The organism is Rhizobium sp. A22-96 (assembly GCF_053521805.1).
Map to the genome: position 1 here is coordinate 187,107 of NZ_JBNWDQ010000005.1, position 17,989 is coordinate 205,095.

Annotated in this window: 19 protein-coding genes; 6 read left to right on the forward strand and 13 right to left on the reverse strand. The window is 61.0% G+C overall.

The window, feature by feature from the left end; translation table 11 throughout:
- The first annotated feature begins 70 nt into the window (after positions 1-70).
- Positions 71-511: a DUF4279 domain-containing protein gene (locus ACQZ6F_RS22380; protein WP_449094155.1), complete on the forward strand. Its 441-nt coding sequence runs from the start codon at positions 71-73 to the stop codon at positions 509-511.
- 17 nt (positions 512-528) lie between these two features.
- Here ACQZ6F_RS22380 and ACQZ6F_RS22385 read toward each other — a convergent pair whose 3' ends face one another.
- The 4 genes from ACQZ6F_RS22385 to ACQZ6F_RS22400 form a co-directional block, all read right to left on the reverse strand.
- A complete protein-coding gene (locus ACQZ6F_RS22385) occupies positions 529-972 on the reverse strand; it encodes a GNAT family N-acetyltransferase (protein WP_267551336.1) in 444 nt (147 codons plus the stop codon).
- A 14-nt stretch (positions 973-986) separates the two neighbouring features.
- Entirely contained in the window at positions 987-1,937 is a 951-nt protein-coding gene (locus ACQZ6F_RS22390) for an aldo/keto reductase (protein WP_449094156.1), read from the reverse strand.
- A gap of 106 nt (positions 1,938-2,043) precedes the next feature.
- Complete coding sequence (locus ACQZ6F_RS22395; protein WP_449094157.1) at positions 2,044-3,042, reverse strand: GlxA family transcriptional regulator; 999 nt, start codon at positions 3,040-3,042, stop codon at positions 2,044-2,046.
- The gene (locus ACQZ6F_RS22400; protein WP_077468437.1) at positions 3,039-3,605 is read right to left on the reverse strand and encodes an isochorismatase family protein; all 567 of its coding nucleotides are present in this window, start codon (positions 3,603-3,605) and stop codon (positions 3,039-3,041) included. The genes ACQZ6F_RS22395 and ACQZ6F_RS22400 overlap by 4 nt, the downstream gene beginning before the upstream one ends.
- Positions 3,606-3,922: 317 nt before the next feature.
- Between ACQZ6F_RS22400 and ACQZ6F_RS22405 the strand changes: the two genes are divergently transcribed.
- Positions 3,923-4,909 carry a Gfo/Idh/MocA family protein gene (locus tag ACQZ6F_RS22405; RefSeq protein ID WP_077468438.1) on the forward strand — a complete coding sequence of 329 codons (987 nt, stop codon included), beginning with the start codon at positions 3,923-3,925 and terminating at the stop codon, positions 4,907-4,909.
- A 9-nt stretch (positions 4,910-4,918) separates the two neighbouring features.
- On the opposite strand, the gene ACQZ6F_RS22410 is transcribed toward ACQZ6F_RS22405, so the two are convergent.
- Both ACQZ6F_RS22410 and ACQZ6F_RS22415 read right to left on the reverse strand, forming a co-directional pair.
- Complete coding sequence (locus ACQZ6F_RS22410) at positions 4,919-5,305, reverse strand: GtrA family protein (RefSeq protein ID WP_077468439.1); 387 nt, start codon at positions 5,303-5,305, stop codon at positions 4,919-4,921.
- Complete coding sequence (locus ACQZ6F_RS22415; RefSeq protein ID WP_449094158.1) at positions 5,302-6,318, reverse strand: glycosyltransferase; 1,017 nt, start codon at positions 6,316-6,318, stop codon at positions 5,302-5,304. The genes ACQZ6F_RS22410 and ACQZ6F_RS22415 overlap by 4 nt, the downstream gene beginning before the upstream one ends.
- A 256-nt stretch (positions 6,319-6,574) precedes the next feature.
- On the opposite strand from ACQZ6F_RS22415, the gene ACQZ6F_RS22420 reads away from it, so the two are divergent.
- Positions 6,575-8,392 carry a hypothetical protein gene (locus tag ACQZ6F_RS22420; protein WP_449094159.1) on the forward strand — a complete coding sequence of 606 codons (1,818 nt, stop codon included), beginning with the start codon at positions 6,575-6,577 and terminating at the stop codon, positions 8,390-8,392.
- Between the two features lie 81 nt (positions 8,393-8,473).
- Here ACQZ6F_RS22420 and ACQZ6F_RS22425 read toward each other — a convergent pair whose 3' ends face one another.
- A complete protein-coding gene (locus tag ACQZ6F_RS22425; protein WP_449094160.1) occupies positions 8,474-8,704 on the reverse strand; it encodes a homogentisate export protein in 231 nt (76 codons plus the stop codon).
- Between the two features lie 239 nt (positions 8,705-8,943).
- On the opposite strand from ACQZ6F_RS22425, the gene xseA reads away from it, so the two are divergent.
- The gene (gene xseA, locus ACQZ6F_RS22430) at positions 8,944-10,551 is read left to right on the forward strand and encodes an exodeoxyribonuclease VII large subunit (RefSeq protein WP_449094161.1); all 1,608 of its coding nucleotides are present in this window, start codon (positions 8,944-8,946) and stop codon (positions 10,549-10,551) included.
- Positions 10,551-11,141 carry an NAD(P)H-dependent oxidoreductase gene (locus ACQZ6F_RS22435; protein WP_449094162.1) on the forward strand — a complete coding sequence of 197 codons (591 nt, stop codon included), beginning with the start codon at positions 10,551-10,553 and terminating at the stop codon, positions 11,139-11,141. Before xseA ends, ACQZ6F_RS22435 begins: the two co-directional genes overlap by 1 nt.
- 76 nt (positions 11,142-11,217) lie before the next feature.
- Here ACQZ6F_RS22435 and ACQZ6F_RS22440 read toward each other — a convergent pair whose 3' ends face one another.
- The 3 genes from ACQZ6F_RS22440 to ACQZ6F_RS22450 form a co-directional block, all read right to left on the reverse strand.
- The gene (locus tag ACQZ6F_RS22440) at positions 11,218-12,471 is read right to left on the reverse strand and encodes an aminopeptidase (RefSeq protein ID WP_077468445.1); all 1,254 of its coding nucleotides are present in this window, start codon (positions 12,469-12,471) and stop codon (positions 11,218-11,220) included.
- A gap of 94 nt (positions 12,472-12,565) precedes the next feature.
- Positions 12,566-13,039 (reverse strand): Cys-tRNA(Pro) deacylase, encoded by a 474-nt coding sequence (gene ybaK, locus ACQZ6F_RS22445; protein WP_077468446.1) that lies wholly within the window; start codon positions 13,037-13,039, stop codon positions 12,566-12,568.
- A 10-nt stretch (positions 13,040-13,049) separates the two neighbouring features.
- Positions 13,050-13,406 carry an ArsC family reductase gene (locus ACQZ6F_RS22450; protein ID WP_077468447.1) on the reverse strand — a complete coding sequence of 119 codons (357 nt, stop codon included), beginning with the start codon at positions 13,404-13,406 and terminating at the stop codon, positions 13,050-13,052.
- A 155-nt stretch (positions 13,407-13,561) separates the two neighbouring features.
- Here ACQZ6F_RS22450 and ACQZ6F_RS22455 point away from each other — a divergent pair, with 155 nt between their 5' ends.
- Positions 13,562-14,083 carry a MarR family winged helix-turn-helix transcriptional regulator gene (locus ACQZ6F_RS22455; protein ID WP_077468448.1) on the forward strand — a complete coding sequence of 174 codons (522 nt, stop codon included), beginning with the start codon at positions 13,562-13,564 and terminating at the stop codon, positions 14,081-14,083.
- 295 nt (positions 14,084-14,378) lie between these two features.
- Here ACQZ6F_RS22455 and ACQZ6F_RS22460 read toward each other — a convergent pair whose 3' ends face one another.
- The 3 genes from ACQZ6F_RS22460 to ACQZ6F_RS22470 form a co-directional block, all read right to left on the reverse strand.
- Positions 14,379-15,440 carry a M14 family zinc carboxypeptidase gene (locus tag ACQZ6F_RS22460; RefSeq protein ID WP_449094163.1) on the reverse strand — a complete coding sequence of 354 codons (1,062 nt, stop codon included), beginning with the start codon at positions 15,438-15,440 and terminating at the stop codon, positions 14,379-14,381.
- A gap of 104 nt (positions 15,441-15,544) precedes the next feature.
- The gene (locus ACQZ6F_RS22465) at positions 15,545-16,726 is read right to left on the reverse strand and encodes an MFS transporter (RefSeq protein ID WP_077468731.1); all 1,182 of its coding nucleotides are present in this window, start codon (positions 16,724-16,726) and stop codon (positions 15,545-15,547) included.
- A gap of 260 nt (positions 16,727-16,986) precedes the next feature.
- Positions 16,987-17,961: a quinone oxidoreductase family protein gene (locus tag ACQZ6F_RS22470; RefSeq protein WP_449094164.1), complete on the reverse strand. Its 975-nt coding sequence runs from the start codon at positions 17,959-17,961 to the stop codon at positions 16,987-16,989.
- Between the last annotated feature and the right edge of the window lie 28 nt (positions 17,962-17,989).

The window sequence follows — 17,989 nt, forward strand, 5'->3', positions numbered from 1 at the left end:
ATTCCGGCAAAAGTGCTCGCAGTTTTTGAATCGGAATTGGCATATGCTGTAGATCGGAATGGCGAAATGATTGGGTATTTGGGTGAGTGAAGCGCAAAGAATAGGCTCGGTCGCTATATACATGCATGGCGATAACCTTGACCCACGGCGAGTGACGGAGCTTCTGGGAATCAAGCCGGATGCAAGTTGGACATCCGGTGAGGAAAGGCGCCTGAGCAGCGGAGCGTCTGTAAGCGCAAAAACAGGAATGTGGACGTTGTCCGTGCCGCTTGCAGACGACGATATAGATGACATACTCAAGAAATTGACGGGTGCCCTCGGAGAAAACTTCTCAAGAATTTCATCCGTGCCGGGCATAGAAAGTGCCTACGCGGATATATTCGTTTGCATTAGCCGCGAGCAATCTGACGCAGGCTATACATTGAAGCTGCCTAATTCTGAGTTATCAACCATCGCTAATGCAGGTTTAGACCTGCAAGTGACGGTGTCAGTCGTTGATTGTGATGTTTAGATCGTCCCAATTCACAGCTAGATATTAACGCGGTAGCGGATATGGCCGTCGCTCTTGACGTAGGTGTCATAGAGCTTGCGGGCGGTCGCGTTGGTTTCGTCCGTATGCCAATAGAGGCGCGCCCAGCCGTTTTTCTTGCAGAGGTCGACGAGATCGTCCAGCAGCGCCCGGCCGACGCCGTGGCCTCTGGCGCTTTCGTCGACGAACAGGTCTTCCAGATAGCAGTCCGGCGCGCGCGTCCATGTGCCTTCATGTGTCAGGCAGAGCGTGAAGCCTTTCACCTCGCCGTCGACTTCGGCGACCCGCATGAAGATGGTCGACGCCGGATCGAAGACCCGGCGCCAGGTCGCATCGGTGATGTCAGGCGCGATGGTGACGCCGTAAAATGCCAGATATCCGTCCCAAAGCTTGCGCCAGCGCGCTTCGTCTTCGGGTCTGGCATCTCGGATCGTCACGGTCATCGGCCTGCCTCGGTTTATTCGCCGGCTTTGTCGAGCAGGCGCATGGCTTCATCGGAAAGCGAAAGCTTCGCCGAGTTGATTATCGCGTCGAGTTGGCCAAGGCTAGTGGCGCTGGCGATCGGTGCGGTGACGCCGCGCTTGCGCAGCAGCCAGGCGAGCGCGACCTCGGCAGGCTTCGAGCCGGTTTCGGCCGAAACCGTATCGAGTGCCGCGAGAATGCGCAGACCCTTGTCGTCGAGATAGGCCGAGACCCGGTTTTCGCGAGCGCGGCCTTCCGTATCCGCCTTGGTGCGGTATTTGCCGGTCAGAAAGCCGGCCGCGAGGCTGAAATAGGTGATGACGCCGATATCTTCTTTGACGCAGAGATCCGCCAGCGGGCCTTCGAAGCTGGCGCGGGCATAGAGATTATATTCCGGCTGCAGCACGTCGTAGCGCGGCAGGCCGGCCTTGGCGGCGGCATCGAGCGATGCCTGCAATTGCGTCGCATCAAGGTTCGAGCAGCCGACATGGCGGATCTTGCCTTGCTCCTTCAGCTTGGCATAGGCGGCAAGCGATTCCTCATGCGGCGTCTCGGGATCCGGCCAATGCGACAGATAGAGATCGATGTGATCGGTCTGCAGCCGCTTCAACGAGGCTTCGACGGCTTCGAGGATGTAGTTTGCCTTGAGGCCCTTCCTGCCAGGGCCCATCTCCGAGCCGACCTTGGTGATGATGATGGCCTTGTCGCGGGCGATGCGGCCCTGCTTCAGCCATTTGCCGATGATCTCCTCGGAATCGCCGCCCTTATTGCCGGGAACCCAGCTCGAATAGACATCGGCCGTGTCGATCGTGTTGAAGCCGGCGTCGAAGAAGGCGTCGAGCAATGCGTAGGAAGTCTTCTCATCGGCCGTCCAGCCGAAGACATTGCCGCCGAAAACGATAGGGGCGACCAAAAGATCGGTTCGTCCAAGCTTGCGCAGGTCCATGATATCTCTCCAAATCAATTGAGCGGGAAGCCGGCGTCAGAGGCGCCGGACGGAAGGGACAAGGCAGGCTAGCGCTACGGCCAGTGAAACTCCACTAACGATTTCTTTATTCCGGCGTCGTGCGCCGATAGTGGCTTGGCGGCAGCGTATTGTATTTCGACCAGACGCGCCGCATGTGCCTTGGAGAAGCGAAGCCGGATTTTTCCGCCACGCGCTCCATGTCGAGCCGCGAATTGGCGAGCACATCCCGCGCCAACGTCACGCGCATCAGATTGACATAGGCCGTCACCGACAGGTCCGCATGTTCCTGGAACAGGCGTGAAATATGCCGTGCGCTCATGGCGCCAATGCCGGCAAGCTCGGCGAGCGACCAGCTGTGAGCGGGATCGGCCATGATCGCATCCTGAACGCGGTGGATGGCGGGATGCACATGGTTTCGGCCGCTGAGCCAAGGCGAAAGCTGCGGCTCGGCACCGGTGCGCCGCATGTAGACGACCATATGGCGAGCAATAGTCAAAGCTGTCATCGGCGAGGTCAGTTTGGAGGCGAGGTGCAACATCAGGTCGGTGCCGGTGGTGATGCCGGCGCTGGAATAGCGTTCCCGATCTTCGACATAGAGCCGGTTGTCGAGCACGCGCGCAGTCGGGGCATGGTGCCGGACCTCGTCGAGGCAGGCGGAGTGAGTAGTGCAGGCATAGCCGTCCATCAGACCGGCACGGGCCGCGATCACCGCGCCGGAGCAGATGGTGACGAGGGTGATGCCCGGGCGGATGACGCCCGCCAGCCAGCGCGCCAGCGTGTCGGTTTCGGGCTCGACGTCCTCGGCATCGTCAGGCGGCGTGACGCTGCCGGATATGATGACATAGGCACCGTCTGGAATGTGATCCGGCAGAGGGGCGAGATTGGTGAGCGTCAACCCGACCGAGGTCGTTTGCGACGGCTGGGCAGCGATGAAGCGATAATCGAACAGGACATCGTCCTGTTCGATATTGGCGCGGCGCAGCACCTCCACCGGCCCGGCCACATCCATCAGCAGCGTATAGGGCGGCAGAAGGACGTAGACGGGAATGATCCGGCGTTGGAGGTACCTGTCGTTATGGCTCATGCAGCACTCCGGATCGGGGCACCGGCAAGCGCTTCCTCGACCGTCGCGATGCGGGCGAAACGGCCTGACAGCACCAGCTCGCTGCGCTTCTTGATATCGTCGACGCTGAAGACCGTGCCCGAAGCATGCGTCATCGGGAAGGTCAGCGTCGCCTCGGTCACATAGTCGACTTCGTAGCCAAGATCGGATGCATGTCGCGTCGTCGTCTCGCAGCATTGCTCCGTGCGAATGCCCGAGACGATCACCTTGCGGATGCCGTTCGCCACCAGCCAGACATCCAGCCCGGAGCCGACGAGGGCCGAATGGCGAGCTTTGTGGAATACCGCATCGGCCTCCAGGGAGATTTCATCGAGCTTGCGCACGTAGCCGCTCTCCAGGCTGAAATGCGGATCGTCGTCGACATGGAATATCTGGACAACGGGGATGCCCTTGGCCTTGGCACCATCGATCAGCGCCTGCAGGCGGTTGGTGAAGGTAGGCAGGTCGTCTGCCCGCCAGTAGGGACGCTGGCGAAACGATTCCTGGGCATCGATGACGAGCAGCGCGGTGTCGGCATGGGACATTTTCGTATCTCCTGTGATTGAAGGATAGCCGAAACTAAGCGCCAGTCAAAAGCTACGAAAGCCACCTATCGGACAGAAAGAGGACAGATCCGGACATGCCTTGAGGCCATTTGGCTCGATGTCCTTGAGCAATCATTGCCTCAAACCGTTGCGCCGTCTGCACCGGCCGAATAAGGTTGCAGTCGATTTCGTCTGGAGCGGAATGGCCTCGTTTCGCTCTCCATCCACCGTATTGACAAGGGATCCCGCTGGAAGGCCGTGTCGCGACCATCGCTGTGCGGCCGTTCGCCTCGGGACAATGCTTCGGGAGAAAGATCATGTTGCGTTTCGGAATTCTATCGACGGCAAAAATCGGTCGCGACCTGGTGGTGCCGGCCATTCAGGACGCGGAAAATTGTGTCGTCACGGCAATCGCCAGCCGTGATCTCGATCGTGCCCGGCAGATGGCCGACCGCTTCTCCGTGCCGCACGCCTTCGGTTCCTACGAGGAAATGCTCGCCTCCGATACCATCGATGCCGTCTACATTCCGCTGCCAACTTCGCAGCATGTCGAGTGGACGATCAAGGCTGCCGATGCCGGCAAGCATGTGCTCTGCGAAAAGCCGATTGCGCTGAAAGCGGATGAAATCGACAGTTTGATTGCAGCCCGCGACCGCAACAAGGTGCTGGTGACCGAGGCTTACATGGTCACCTATGCGCCGGTGTGGCGGAAGGTCCGTTCGCTGCTCGCCGATGGCGCCATCGGTCGCCTGCGCCATATCCAGGGAGCCTTCACCTATTTCAACCGCGATGCCGGCAACATGCGCAATATCCCGTCGCTCGGCGGCGGTGGTCTGCCCGATATCGGCGTCTACCCGACGATCAGCACCCGTTTTGTCACCGGCCGCGAGCCGCTGCGCATCCAGGCGGTGACCGAGCGCGATCCGGAATTCGGCACCGACATCTATTCCAGCGTCAAGGCCGATTTCGGTGATTTCGAAATGACTTTCTACATCTCGACGCAGATGGCCAATCGCCAGGTCATGGTCTTCCACGGCACGGAAGGCTTCATCGAGGTAAAGTCGCCCTTCAACGCCGATCGTTATGGCGCAGAGGAGCTGGAACTGACCAATCGCGGCCATTCGGAATCGACGATTTTCCGTTTCCCCGACAGCCGCCAGTACAAGCGCGAAGCGGAAGCCTTTGCTTCCGCAGCACTCGGTGAAGGTGCGGAGATCGTGCCGCTGGAAAGCTCGAAGCTCAATCAGAAGGTCATTGACGCCATCTATCGCGCCAGCGAGAAGGATGGCTGGGAAACCGTCTGAGCGAAGATCTCAGGGATTTTGCCGGTGGCGGAAGACGAAGCGTGAATAGCCGAAAAAGCTGAACGCCGTCGCCGCCGCCGAGCCGAGCGTCAAAGCAATGATCGGCCGCAACGATGGCTCGGTCATCAGTAGCGAGCTGAACAGGGCATAGTTCAGCACCGCAGACGTCAGACCGACCGAACCATAGCGGAAACCTTCGGCCGCCAGCGAACGGTCGGAGCGACCGAAGGTGAATTTGCGGTTGAGGATCCATGTGGCGAGCAATGCGCTGGGTATCGAGAGTGCCCGTCCGATAAACGGACCAACGGGTGTATACCAAAGCAGCAGATGCAACACGCCGGCATCGACCACGAAGCCGACACTACCAGCGAGCAGGAAGCGAAAGAGCTTCTTCATGCAGCCTTGGGCCTTTTCTTGCGGCTGCTTGCCGGCTTTTCGATTTCCACCATGGAGATTGTCCGCCTGTCGCCGATTTCGCCGGATGCCGGCTTTGTCAGACTCATATAGTGAATGCGCAGCTGCTCCGCACGGGCGCGGGCGACGGAATCCAGGATCAAGCCGGCCGTGAACAGCATGAAGGAAATCATCATCAGTGCCATGGAGAGCACCCAGGTCGGCATGCGCAATACGAGACCGGTTTCGAAATATTCGATGAGAACCGGGATTGAGAAGCCGATGCTGAGCTCCATGGAGATGGCGCCCAGAATGCCGAAGAAGGCGAAGGGTCTGGTTTCCTTCATCAGCATCGCAAACATCCAGAGGATCTTCCAGCCGTCGCGGAAGGTGGAGAGCTTCGAATGCGAGCCTTCCGGCCGTCGGCCGTAATCGAGCTCCAGCTCGCTGACGGGCAGCTTCAGCCGGGAGGCATGGACGGACATTTCCGTCTCGATCTCAAACCCACCGGACACCGCCGGGAAGCTCTTGACGAAGCGGCGCGAGAAGGCACGGTAGCCGGAGAAGATGTCGGTGAAATCAGCACCGAAGATGGTGCGATAGAGCCAGTTGAAGATGCGGTTGCCGAAGGCGTGGCCCTGGCGTCCGGCATCGTTGTGAACATTGCGGCGCGTGCCGACCACCATGTCGGAGCCTTCGGTCAGCAGCGTGCGGATCAGCTCTTCTGCATCATCTGGCGCATAGGTGCCATCGCCATCGGCCATGAGGTAGATGTCGGCATCGATGTCGGCGAACATGCGTCGCACGACATGCCCCTTGCCCTGGCGGCGTTCACGCACCACGGTCGCGCCGGCAAGCATGGCATGCAGCGCCGTGCCGTCGGTGGAATTATTGTCGTACACATAGATGCTGGCATGCGGGAGCGCCTGACGAAAGCCGCGAACGACATCGCCGATCGTGGCCGCTTCATTATAGCAGGGCAGAAGAACAGCGATGTTCAGCTTCTCATTCCACATGGTCTTGGCCGGTTCCTACGCGTGATATCAAGTCGAGGCCTGATGGACGATCCGGACGAGAGCTTATCCCGTTGGCTGTTAATAAGACGCTATGCTTGCGAAGAAAAAATGGCGTGATGTCGCCCCTGCGAAAAACATTATCGTGAAGAATATCGCTATCGGCATCAGCTTTACTTTTTTTTGATGGGCAGGCGTTAGCGTGCTCTCCAAACATCCTTCGAATACAGGATTTATCTACATGGTGGAGACGCTGGCGATGTCGTCTGAAGCAGTTCCGGCGGCAAGGAAAGCGTCGTCACGTTGGTCGCATCCCATCCTTGTGCCGCTGATCTACGGCATTCTCATCATCGTCGCGCAGCTCGTCATTCATCGTCACCTTACTGACTATGTCGGCCCCGATAATGATGACGCCATGCGTCTGGTCGAAGTCCGAGACTTCCTTGCCGGCCAGGGCTGGTTCGACATGATGCAGTACCGCCTCGGCCTTGACGGCGGGACGCTGATGCATTGGTCGCGCTTCATCGATCTGCCGATCGCGGGCCTCATTGTCTTCTTTCGGATGTTCTTCTCGCCGGAAGGCGCCGAGGCCGCAGCGCTGACTGTCTGGCCATTGATGCTTATCCTGCCGCTGATGTTCTTCATGAGCCTAATGGGCCGCCGCATCGCAGGCGTCGAAGGCATGCATTTTTCGCTCATCCTGACGACGTTTTTCATCCTGTTCTCGCCGCGTTTCGTGCCGGGATCCATCGATCACGACAACGTCCAGCTCGGCCTTGTCGCCCTTACCGTCGCCATGCTGGCCGATGAAAACTACAGGCCCCGCAGCTTCGCCATTGCTGCCGTCGCCCTCGCCATCCAGCTCGGCATCGGTGCGGAGACGACGCCCTTCGTGGCTGTCGCCTGCATGGCGGTGGCCTGTTTATGGGCTTGGGATGGCGAAGCATTTGCGCCGGCCGCAAAAGCCTTCGCGCTGACGATGACGCTTGCCGTTGGGGGCGCCTTCTTCTCGCTGGTGCCGCCACGCCTCTATTCGATGGTCACCTGCGACAACCTCTCGCTTGGCTTCTATAGCATTGTCAGCGTCGGCTGCGTGGGCCTTCTCCTGGCCGCCTTTTTCGCCAGCCGTCTGTCCCGAATTGGGCGTATGGTGGCGCTGGCGGCCATCGGCGCGGCGGTCTTCGCCACGGTAGTGGCAATCGCGCCGCAATGCCTGCGTAACCCGCTTGCCGATCTCGATCCGATGCTGGTGGATCTTTGGCTCAGCAAGGTGACGGAGGCGCAGTCGATCTTTTCGGTCTTCCGCACGCAGCCCGATACTTTCGCCGCGTTCTACGCGACAGGTTTTCTTGCGATGATTGTCTGCTCGTTCCGTATGCTGCGTGGCGACAGGGTTCGCTTGCATGCGGTGCTGATGGCCTTGATTGCCGTCAACTGGGCGATCACGCTGGTGCAGGTCCGTGGCGCGGAGTTTTCCAATCTGCTGGCCATTCCGCCGTTGGCATTGCTGCTGGCGGAGCTGCGCCGGATATCGGCGGCCGATAGCGAAGATGTGGGAGCAGCCTTCTTCTATGTGGTCACGGCATTGATGTCGGTGCCGGCTGTGTGGGCTGTCGGCGGCGCGCTTGCTCACAAGGGCGTCGTCAACAGCTTCAGCGTCGCCGCTCCGGCCAAGGCAGAAGAGACGGCAGATTGCGCGTCACGAGAAGCGCTGGCGCCGATCGCTGGTCTTCAACCCGGGGTCATAGCCGCCGCATCGAATATGGGAGCGCCGCTCCTGCGCTTCACGCCGCATCGCACCCTCTCCGGCCCCTATCATCGCGATCCGGATGGGATGCTGGCCGAGCTGCATATCGGCCTTGCAAAGCCGGTGGAGGCTGAAGTGCTTCTGCGTGAGGCGCATGTAACACTTGTCGCCTTCTGCAAGGGCGATCCTCAGGTGGGGCTGTTGTCAGAGCGGAACCCTCAGGGCCTCTACGCCCAGCTCAGCGCCGGCCGCGTGCCGACCTATCTGGAACCCATCCCCGCATCGGCAAAATCGGATGTGGAGTTCTTCTATTTCAAACCGCAGAAGTGATTCCCCGCCAGTCTCGGGAAAGTGCGAGGTGGTTTCCGTCCGGAATTGTGTTGAGATAGCAATCTGGAGCGTCTGTGCGATCTAGGCGCGGCGGCCGTGTTCCATGCTGTCGGCGGCAACGAGATAGCCGATGAAACCGAGATTGTAGCCGCCCAAGGTGATAAACAAGGTCGTCAGCGGAGGCGGGACGAGGGACAGGACGACGGCTGCCATGAAGGCGATGCTCAACAGCGCCACGCCGAGCATTGCTGATATCGTCGAGCGCTGCAGGCCGGCGGCAATTCCGATGATCGTGGCGGTCACGAATATCATCGATCCATATCCTCTTTACCAAGAACCAGTTTGCACAGGTTTACGCGTGGATGGCTAAGAAAGGCTTTGTCGACAGGGTTAACGTTTGATGAAGCGCTACTGTTCCGCGTTTCCTGCGGGACGCGCAAAGGACGCAGCAGCACTTTAAATCTGCGCATAATCCTTTTCTTCCATCGATTCCGATCGAGCGAGCTGTGCGCTAGGCTCCGCATTTCCGGCAACATCGGTTAGAAAAAGTCATGAGCAGCTTTTTTGAGAATGATTCGCCGTCGAACCTGACGGAATATTCCGTCTCGGAACTGTCCGGGTCGATCAAGCGCACGGTCGAGACCGCGTTCGACCAGGTGCGTGTGCGCGGCGAAATCTCCGGCTATCGCGGACCGCATTCCTCGGGTCATGCCTATTTCTCGCTGAAGGACGACAGGTCCCGCATCGATGCGGTCATCTGGAAAGGCACATTTTCCAAGCTGAAGTTCCGCCCCGAGGAGGGAATGGAGGTCATCGCCACGGGCAAGGTGACGACCTTCCCCGGCTCCTCGAAATACCAGATCGTCATCGAGACGCTGGAGCCGGCCGGCGCTGGCGCGCTGATGGCGCTCTTGGAGGAGCGCAAGCGCAAGCTTGGTGCCGAAGGTCTTTTCGACCCCGAGCGCAAGCGCCGGCTTCCCTTCATGCCAAAGGTGATCGGCGTGGTGACGTCGCCGACCGGCGCCGTCATCCGCGATATCCTGCACCGTATCTCCGATCGCTTCCCCGTGCATGTGCTGGTCTGGCCGGTGAAGGTGCAGGGCGAGGGCTCCGGCGACGAGGTGGCAAACGCCATTCGCGGCTTCAATGAATTCGCCGTGGATGGCCCGATCCCGCGCCCCGATGTGCTGATCGTTGCGCGCGGCGGCGGCAGTCTGGAGGATCTCTGGAGTTTCAACGACGAGGCTGTTGTCCGCGCCGCTGCCGCAAGCAAGATCCCGCTGATCTCCGCCGTCGGCCACGAGACCGACTGGACACTGATCGATTATGCCGCCGACGTGCGCGCGCCGACGCCGACGGGCGCGGCCGAAATGGCCGTGCCTGTGAAGGCCGAACTGGAAGCGCAGCTCGCAAGTCTTTCCGCCCGTCTTCAGGGCGGCGTCAGCAGGCAGATGGACCAGCGCCGCCAATCGGTGCGGGCTCTGCTGCGGGCTCTGCCTTCCCTCGATCAGATCCTCGCCTTGCCGCGCCGCCGCTTCGATGAGGCCGCCGCAGGCCTCGGCCGTGGTCTGGAACTGAATACTTTGAACAAGCGCCGTTCCTTCGAGCGCATGGCCTCGCAGTTGCGGCCGGGCATCCTGTCGAACCGCATCGCCGAGCGGCGCCAGCAGCTCAATGAGCGCATGACGCGGGCCGAACGCACCATCGAGCGCATGATCGATCGTTCCCGTGCCCGCATCGGCCGTGCGGACGCCGTCTTTGCCACGCTGCCATCCCGCCTGGAGGCGCAGACCGGCCGCGCCCGTGATCGTCTGGGCAATCTCACCCGCCAGGCCGATACGGCAATCCGCCATCAGCTGGCTCGCGCCCGCAGCGAACTCGTCGCGCAGGAGCGTATCCTGCAGTCGCTCTCCTACAAGAATGTCCTGAAGCGCGGCTATGCCGTGGTGCGAGATGAGGATGACCGGCCGGTTTCCCTTGCTGCCGCGCTTAACGCGGGTGCCGCGATCTCGATCGAATTTGCCGACGGCCGCATCGGCGCCGTCACTGGCGAAGACGCCGCAACACCATCGCCGGCCGGTGGTGCACCGTCGCCGAAAAAGCGCAGCGCAAAGCCGGCTGAAGGAGCTGCTCCGCCAAAACAGGGAAGCCTGTTCTGATGCGTATTCTGCTGGTTCTTGCTCATCCGCTGGAAGATAGCTTTGCCGCGTCAGTGGCAAAGCTTGCCGAGGAGACACTCGCTGCCGGAGGACATCAGGTCGATCTGCTCGATCTCTATCGCGAGGGCTTCGATCCGCGCCTCTCTGAAGCCGAGCGGCGCGGCTATTTCGACCAGCCCTATGATACGTCTGATGTCGACGGTATCGTCACGCGGCTGCGGGCCGCCGAGGGGCTGATACTGGTCTTCCCGCAATGGTGGTTCAATTTCCCGGCCATTCTCAAAGGCTTCTTCGACCGCGCCTTTGCGCCGGGCGTCGCCTTCACCCACGATCCCGCCGGCGGCCGCATCGTGCCGAAGCTGACCAACATCCGCCTGTTCTGGGCGCTGACGACGACCGGCTCGCCCTGGTGGGTCGTGCATCTTTACATGGGCAATCCGGTGCGGCGCTTGCTGAGGCGCGGCATTGCCGCCTTCTGCGCCAAGCGGCTCAATTTCCGCATGCTGGCGCTCCACGACATGGACCGCGTCACCGATACCGCCCGCAAGGCGCATCTCGCCCGCATCAGGAAAGCGCTGGCGACGATCTGATGTCGCGGTTTCCGTCAAAAAAGATGCCGCGGTAGGGGATACCGCGGCACGATCGCATTCGAATATCCGGGTCTCCTCAGGCCCACTCGCCCTTGCGCAAAACAGGCACGCGCGAACCATCCGGCTTGATGCCGTCGACATCGACCTTGTCGGAGCCGATCATCCAGTCGATATGGATCAGGCTGGAGTTGCCGCCCTGCGCCTTGATCTGTTCCTGGGAAAGCGACGCTCCGTCGAGGAAGCACTTCGAATAGCACTGGCCGAGCGCGATGTGGCAGGAGGCGTTTTCGTCGAACAGCGTGTTGTAGAACAGGATGCCGCTTGCCGAGATCGGCGAGGAATGCGGCACCAGCGCCACTTCGCCAAGCCGGCGCGCGCCTTCGTCGGTGTCGAGCACCTTGTTCAGCACTTCCTCGCCACGCGTCGCCTTGGCCTCGACGATCCGGCCGCCTTCGAAGCGCACCTGGATATTGTCGATCAGCGTGCCCTGATGCGAGAGCGGCTTGGTCGACGACACATGGCCTTCGACGCGCAGCGCATGCGGCGTGGTGAACACTTCTTCCGTCGGAATGTTCGGATTGCAGGTGATGCCATTCTTGGCCGTCGAGGCACCGCCATGCCATTCATGGCCATCGGCAAGACCAACCTTCAGGTCGGTGCCCGGACCCTGGAAATGAAGGGTGGCGAAGCGCTGGCCATTCATCCATGTCGAGCGCTTGCGCAGATTGGCATTGTGCTCGGCCCATGCTGCGATCGGATCTTCAACATCGACGCGCGAGGCGGAGAAGATCGCCTTGGCGAGCTTGGCGACGGCGATCGCTTCCGGATCGTTCGGGAATACCAGCTTCGCCCAGGAGGGGTTCGGATAGGAGACGATGTTCCAGTTGATGTCGAAATTCGAGATCTTTTCCAGCGCCGGCTTATAGGCGGCTGAATTGGCGCGATTGGCACGGGCTACCTTGGCCGGGTCCTGATTGGAGAGCAGCATCGGGTTGTCGCCGGCGATCGCAAGCCGCGCGGTGTTGTTGGAGAAAGCCTTGGCCATGCCCTCGTAAAGCCAGTTGGCGGCACGGTCGAAGCTTGCATCATGACCATATTCGTAGCGGGCAAGCGTCGTCTCTTCATCGGCATAAAAGGTCGATACGAGACCGGCGCCGGCCTTGTAGGCCTCGCGCGTGATCAAGCGCACCAGCGGCATCGCCGCGACCGGCGCGGTGATCAGCAGGTCCTGACCAGACTGCAGCTGCAACCCGACCTTGACGGCTACCTCCGCAAGCTTCTCCAGCTTGGCGTGATCGACGGGATGATGGTTCTGGGAGGCTGATGTCATGGTGGGACCTGCGTGCTTGATATCGGACGATGGTCTGAAGACTTAGACCGCTTTGCGGCGAAATTGAAGGCGGTTTGTCAGTTTGCGTGGCCGATCAGGCAATCAGCGAAGCCGCCTTTGCTTTCAAGGCGGTCAATGCGTCTTGCGGGCTGAGCCGCACCTGCAGACCGCGCTGGCCGCCGTTGATATAGACATAGGCTTCGGTCATCGCCTGCGCTTCGATGGCTGTGGGAACAAGCTTTTTCTGGCCAAAGGGGCTGATGCCTCCGACATGGTAACCCGTCAGGCGCTCGGCATCGGCAGGCTTCATCATGCTTGCCGATTTACCGCCGAAGGCCGCGGCCAGCTTCTTCATACTGACTTCGTGGTCGGAGGGAACGATGACACAGACCGGCTTGCCGTCGACCTCCGCCATCAAGGTCTTGAGCACCCGATGCGGCTCTTCTCCAAGCGCTTCCGCCGCCTGCATGCCGACACGCTCCGCATTTGGATCGTAGTCATAGGCATGGACGGTGAAGGCGACTTTCGCCTGGGTCAGAACTTGCGTGGCACGGGTTGTTTTTGACATGGGCGTGTCTCTAGGCGACCTTGCCGAATGCAGCCGCGTAAATATCGGGCTTGAACCCAACGAGCAACTTGCCGTCCGCTTCCAGCACCGGGCGCTTGATCATCGAAGGTTGCGCCAGCATCAGCGCAATGGCCTTGTCTTTCGATAGGTCTGTGCGGTCTGCTTCCGGCAGGGCCTTGAAGGTCGTGCCGGCGCGGTTGAGCACGATCTCCCAGCCGGCTTCCGTCGTCCAGCGTTCCAGATGGTCGCTGTCGATGCCAACGGCCTTGTAGTCGTGGAAATCGTAGGCGATGCCGTGGCTTTCGAGCCAGGTGCGCGCCTTCTTCATCGTGTCGCAGTTCTTGATGCCGTAAATGGTGATCGTCATGGCGAATCCGTCTCTTGCTGTTGGTTAGCGGCATAGCACGCAAGTAAAGTCGGATAAAAGCCGGGCAGGGGGCGAAGCGGTTCGCTGCCGGTTGCGACAACGGCCGATTTTCCTATAAATATGCAGAATACATATTTATAGCGGCGGAACAGGGCATGGCGGCGGATAAGGAAATATTGCGGCTGGAAAACCTCTTCGGCGCCATGAGCCTGGCTCTCGTAGATAAGATGGAAAAGGCCTTTGCCGACGAAACCGGCCATGGGCCGAGTGCGATTGCCGCCATCATCCAGATCGGCACCGAGCCGGGCCTGACGATCGAGACGTTGCGCAGGCTGATCGCGCTCTCCCATTCCGCGACCGTCCGCCTTGTCGACCAGCTCGTAGCATCCGGTCTCGTGTTGAGAGCCGGCGGCGTCGAAGGCGACAAGCGCGCCCGATCACTGCAATTGACCGAGAACGGGCAGGCACTTTTCGACAAAAGCCTCGCCGCTCGACGGGCCGTCATTCACCGCGCCTTCAAGGTTCTTGGAGCCGAAGAGACCGAGCAGCTTGGCCGCCTGGTGGAAAAACTGCTGCCGTCCCTGGTCGATCTCGGTGACGATCAGGATGTCGTCTGTCGCGTCTGTGACCAGGGCGTTTGCGATCAGGACCGATGCCCCATCGCCTTCATGGCATAGCGGCCGAACGAGCGGCCTTGACATCCAGGTAATATTTATGCAGACTGCATACATATATATTGGGGTACGCTTTCAGCCATTGCCGTCGCCACTGTGAACATCGCCTGCATCATTTCGATCGGAGGCATGATCGTGTCAGGAAAACGCACAATCTTTCCCATAACGGCCCGCGCCGGCCGCGCGGCGATGGCCGTCGCTCTGGATCAAATTCGTTGCTTCGGTGCGCTTCTAAGGGACGCGGCCGCCATCGCCTTCACGATGCGATGCAAGGTGATCGACGGCCGCTAGGGAAGGGCTAGTCTTCCAGCGTGCCGGGCTTGCGGGTGGCGGCACTTGGCCGGTCGCAGGCGATCTTCATCAGGTCGCCGCGTCGGCGCACCAGCCGGTCCGAGACGCGGGTGACGATGAGGCCGGCTTGCGGCGCAAGGACATCGATGGTGCCATCCGGCATTCCGGGCGCAGTGATGATCGTCGCCAGCAGATCACCTTCCTCGACGCGTTCGCCGATATTGCGATGAAAGAGCACCGTGCCTGTCTGCGGCGCGCGGATCATCTCGATATTGTCGAGCGGCACCGCCGGTCCGGTGAAGGCCGAGAGATTGACGCTTTCGTCGCGCACGGCGCCTCGGGCGGCGAGGAACTGCCACAAACCCTCGGCATCCCGCTTTGCCATGTCGGGATAGACATCGCGTGTCCCACGCAGCTCGACCGTCACCGACAGTTTTCCCGGCAACGGCACTTTCTTCTCACCCGGCACTTCGTATTTCCAGGCAAAACTCACGGCCTCTTCGAAGGCCGAGCTTTCGCCATCCGACAGCAGCACGGCTTCCATATTCAAGGCCGCCGCGAGGTCGGCGGCCTCGGGCCAGAAAGCCTCATCGATATAGGCATATTGCAGGGATTCGTCGTCGCAATGCAGGTCGATCACCAGATCCGCACCGAGCGCCATGTGAATCAGCTTGCGCTTAAGCCGGTCGACGGCGGGATAGCGTTCCAGATTTTCGATCAGCAGATCGCGGTCGCGCAGCGAGATCAGCGGGAAATCGCGGTTGAAGTTGGTGCGCGAACCCAGATCAAAACGACCCTGCATCTCACCGAAATGCGATTGCGCCGCGCCGATCGGGTTGGCATGCGGTACGACAACGATGTCACTCAGGATCGTGCCTTCCGTTTCCGCCTGCCGCAGCCGCTCGCAGAGGAAATGCGCAAGCGCCGTCCCCGGCAGCTCGCCGGCATGGAGCGCGGCCTGGATGTAGATCTTTGGCGCATCGGGCTTGTTGCCGGAAAAATGCAACACCGGCAGCCGCCAGGCGATCCCCGGAGTATCGCCCTCGATGACAATTTCGGTAATGTCCATGTTGGCGCTTCCTCCTCATTGTTATGATTGCCGACCCTACCAAGCGGCAGCCGCATCCTGCAACCATTGCTGCCATCGGCGATGCTGATGGCTTTGGAGAGGTGTCATGGGTTGCTGTGTTTGCGCAAGCCGAGGCTGAGGACAAGGCTGAGCAACACGGCGGCGACCCCGACGAAGAAGGGAGCGGCGTAGCCGAGATGATCGGCAAAGAGGCCGGCGATTGGCCCTGTCGTGCCAAGCGAGATATCGAGGAAGATGGAATAGAGGCCGAGCGCCACGCCGCGGTTCTGCGGTGGAATGCGGATCATCGCCTCGTTGCCTAGTGCCGGAAAGACCGGTGCGAAACCGGCACCGGCAAGGGCTGCGCCGATGATGGCGACGGTCGGCGAGGGTGCGAATGCGATTGCTGCGAGGCCGATGATTTCAACGACAAGCGAGATGCGCGTAAGCGGCAGACCGCCAAACTTGGCAACGGCTTGAGCAAGACCAAGCCGGACGCCCATGAAGGCGAGGCCGAAGGCGCTGAGTGCAAAGGGGGCGCCCTCCCAACCGCGACTGTGGAAGAACAGCGCGATGAAGGTCATGACCACGCCGAAGCCACTGGAAGCAAGCGCCAGCGCCACGCCGAACGGCGCCACGCGGCTCAGCACCTGGCCAGTACCGATGCCCTTTTCCTTGACGCCAGCGACCGGCGGCCGCGTTTGCGCCAGCATCAGCCCGGCAATGGCGAGCCCGACGGTAAATATGCCGATGGCGAAGAAGCCATATTGCCCCTGCAGCCAGGCGCCGAAAGGAGCTGCCAGCGCGATGCCGCCATAGGTGGCGATGCCGTTCCAGGAAATAATGCGCACGGTTTCGCGCGACCCCATCAGGCCGATCGCCCAGGTGATGGCTGCGGTGCTGACCCAGCTTTCGCCGATACCGAGCGCCAGGCGTCCGGCAAGCAGGAGGGCAAGACTGGCCGCCGGAACATGGACCGTGAATGCGGAGGCGAGTGTCAGGATGCCGGAGAGGCCATAGGCGAGGAAGCCGAGCAGGACAGAACGGCGCGGCCCGTATTGATCGCACAGCCGACCCACCTGCGCGCGACTGACGATGGTCGCCACATATTGCGTGCTGATGGCAATGCCGGCCCAGACGACGCCGAAGCCGAGGCCGCTATCGACATAGGTCGGAAGCACCGCAAGCGGCAGGCCGATGGCCAGATAGCCGAAGAATGTCAGCGCAACAATGGAGAGGAGGCCGAGGGTAGAATTGGACCGTATGGTCTGGGAGGCAGTGTTCACGGGATATCGCCTGCGGGCACCGGGAAGCGCGGTGTCCATGCTGTTTGCCACGAAGGCTCGGGGGTTCGTATCGGATCAAATGGCGGCGATAGCCGAATGGCCGCGCGTCGTCATGGCAAACGAATATCAGGCAAAAGCCAGCAAGGTCAACGAATTGCTGCCTTGCAGCAAAAACCATTGACGGCATGGGATGAATATGCGTGTAACCGAAAATTCTGTCGTTCGAACGGGGCCGGCGGCCGGCCCCGTTCGGATGAGGCTTACATCGTCAATATGACGCTGGCTGTCGTCCGCCCGGCCTCGAGGTCGGCATGTGCCCGTGCGGCGTCCTTCAGCTCGTATTCGGCGCCAATCGGGTTGATCAGCCCAGCCTGCAGATATCCCATCAGGGCCTGGGTGCCCTGGCGATAGAGCTCGGGATCATTGGCATAGGTCAATACGCTGGGACGAGACAGGCCGATCGCGCGCGGCGCGGTCAGTTCCTCTATCTGGATTGGCGGGATGGGCCCGGCCGCCTGGCCGAGGCTCGCAACCATTCCGAAGGGGCGTACGGCGGCAAGCGTTTGCGACAGCATGGTGCCGCCGATCCCGTCGATGGCGAGATGGACGCCGCGGCGATCTGCGATCTGACGGGCCTCTTCCACCCAATCCTCCGATGTGTGCAGAAGCACGGTATCGGCGCCGGCCTCATAGGCAAATCCGGCCTTGGCTTCCGAGCCGACGGTGGCGATGACATTGGCGCCAAGCCGCTTGGCAAGGCGGGTGACGAGTTGGCCGACGCCGCCGGCTGCCGCATGCACCAGTACCCATTCGCCGGCTTTCAGCGGATAGACCTTCTGCAGCACCATATGGGCGGTGAGCCCGCGCAGCATCGAGCTGCCCGCCACCCGTTCGCTGACGCCATCGGGCAGCTTCACCAGCCGCTGCGCCGATAGCGTGCGCATCTCGGCATAGCTGCCGAGCGGATGGCCGATATAGGCGACGCGGTCGCCCACCTTCAGCTCTGCGACATCGGGGCCGATCGCGTCGACGACACCTGCACCCTCGAAGCCGAGGACACTCTGGCCGGGCGGCAAGGGATAGAGCCCGGAACGAACATAGATATCGACGAAATTGACGCCTGAAATGCTTTGGCGAATTCTTGCCTGGCCGGGGCCTGGCTCTGTCACGGGGAGATCAACGGCTTTCATGGCCTCGGGTCCTCCGGGGCCGGTGATGGCAATCGCTAGGGGCATCAAGAAGTCTCCTTTCCGGAGATCTTTG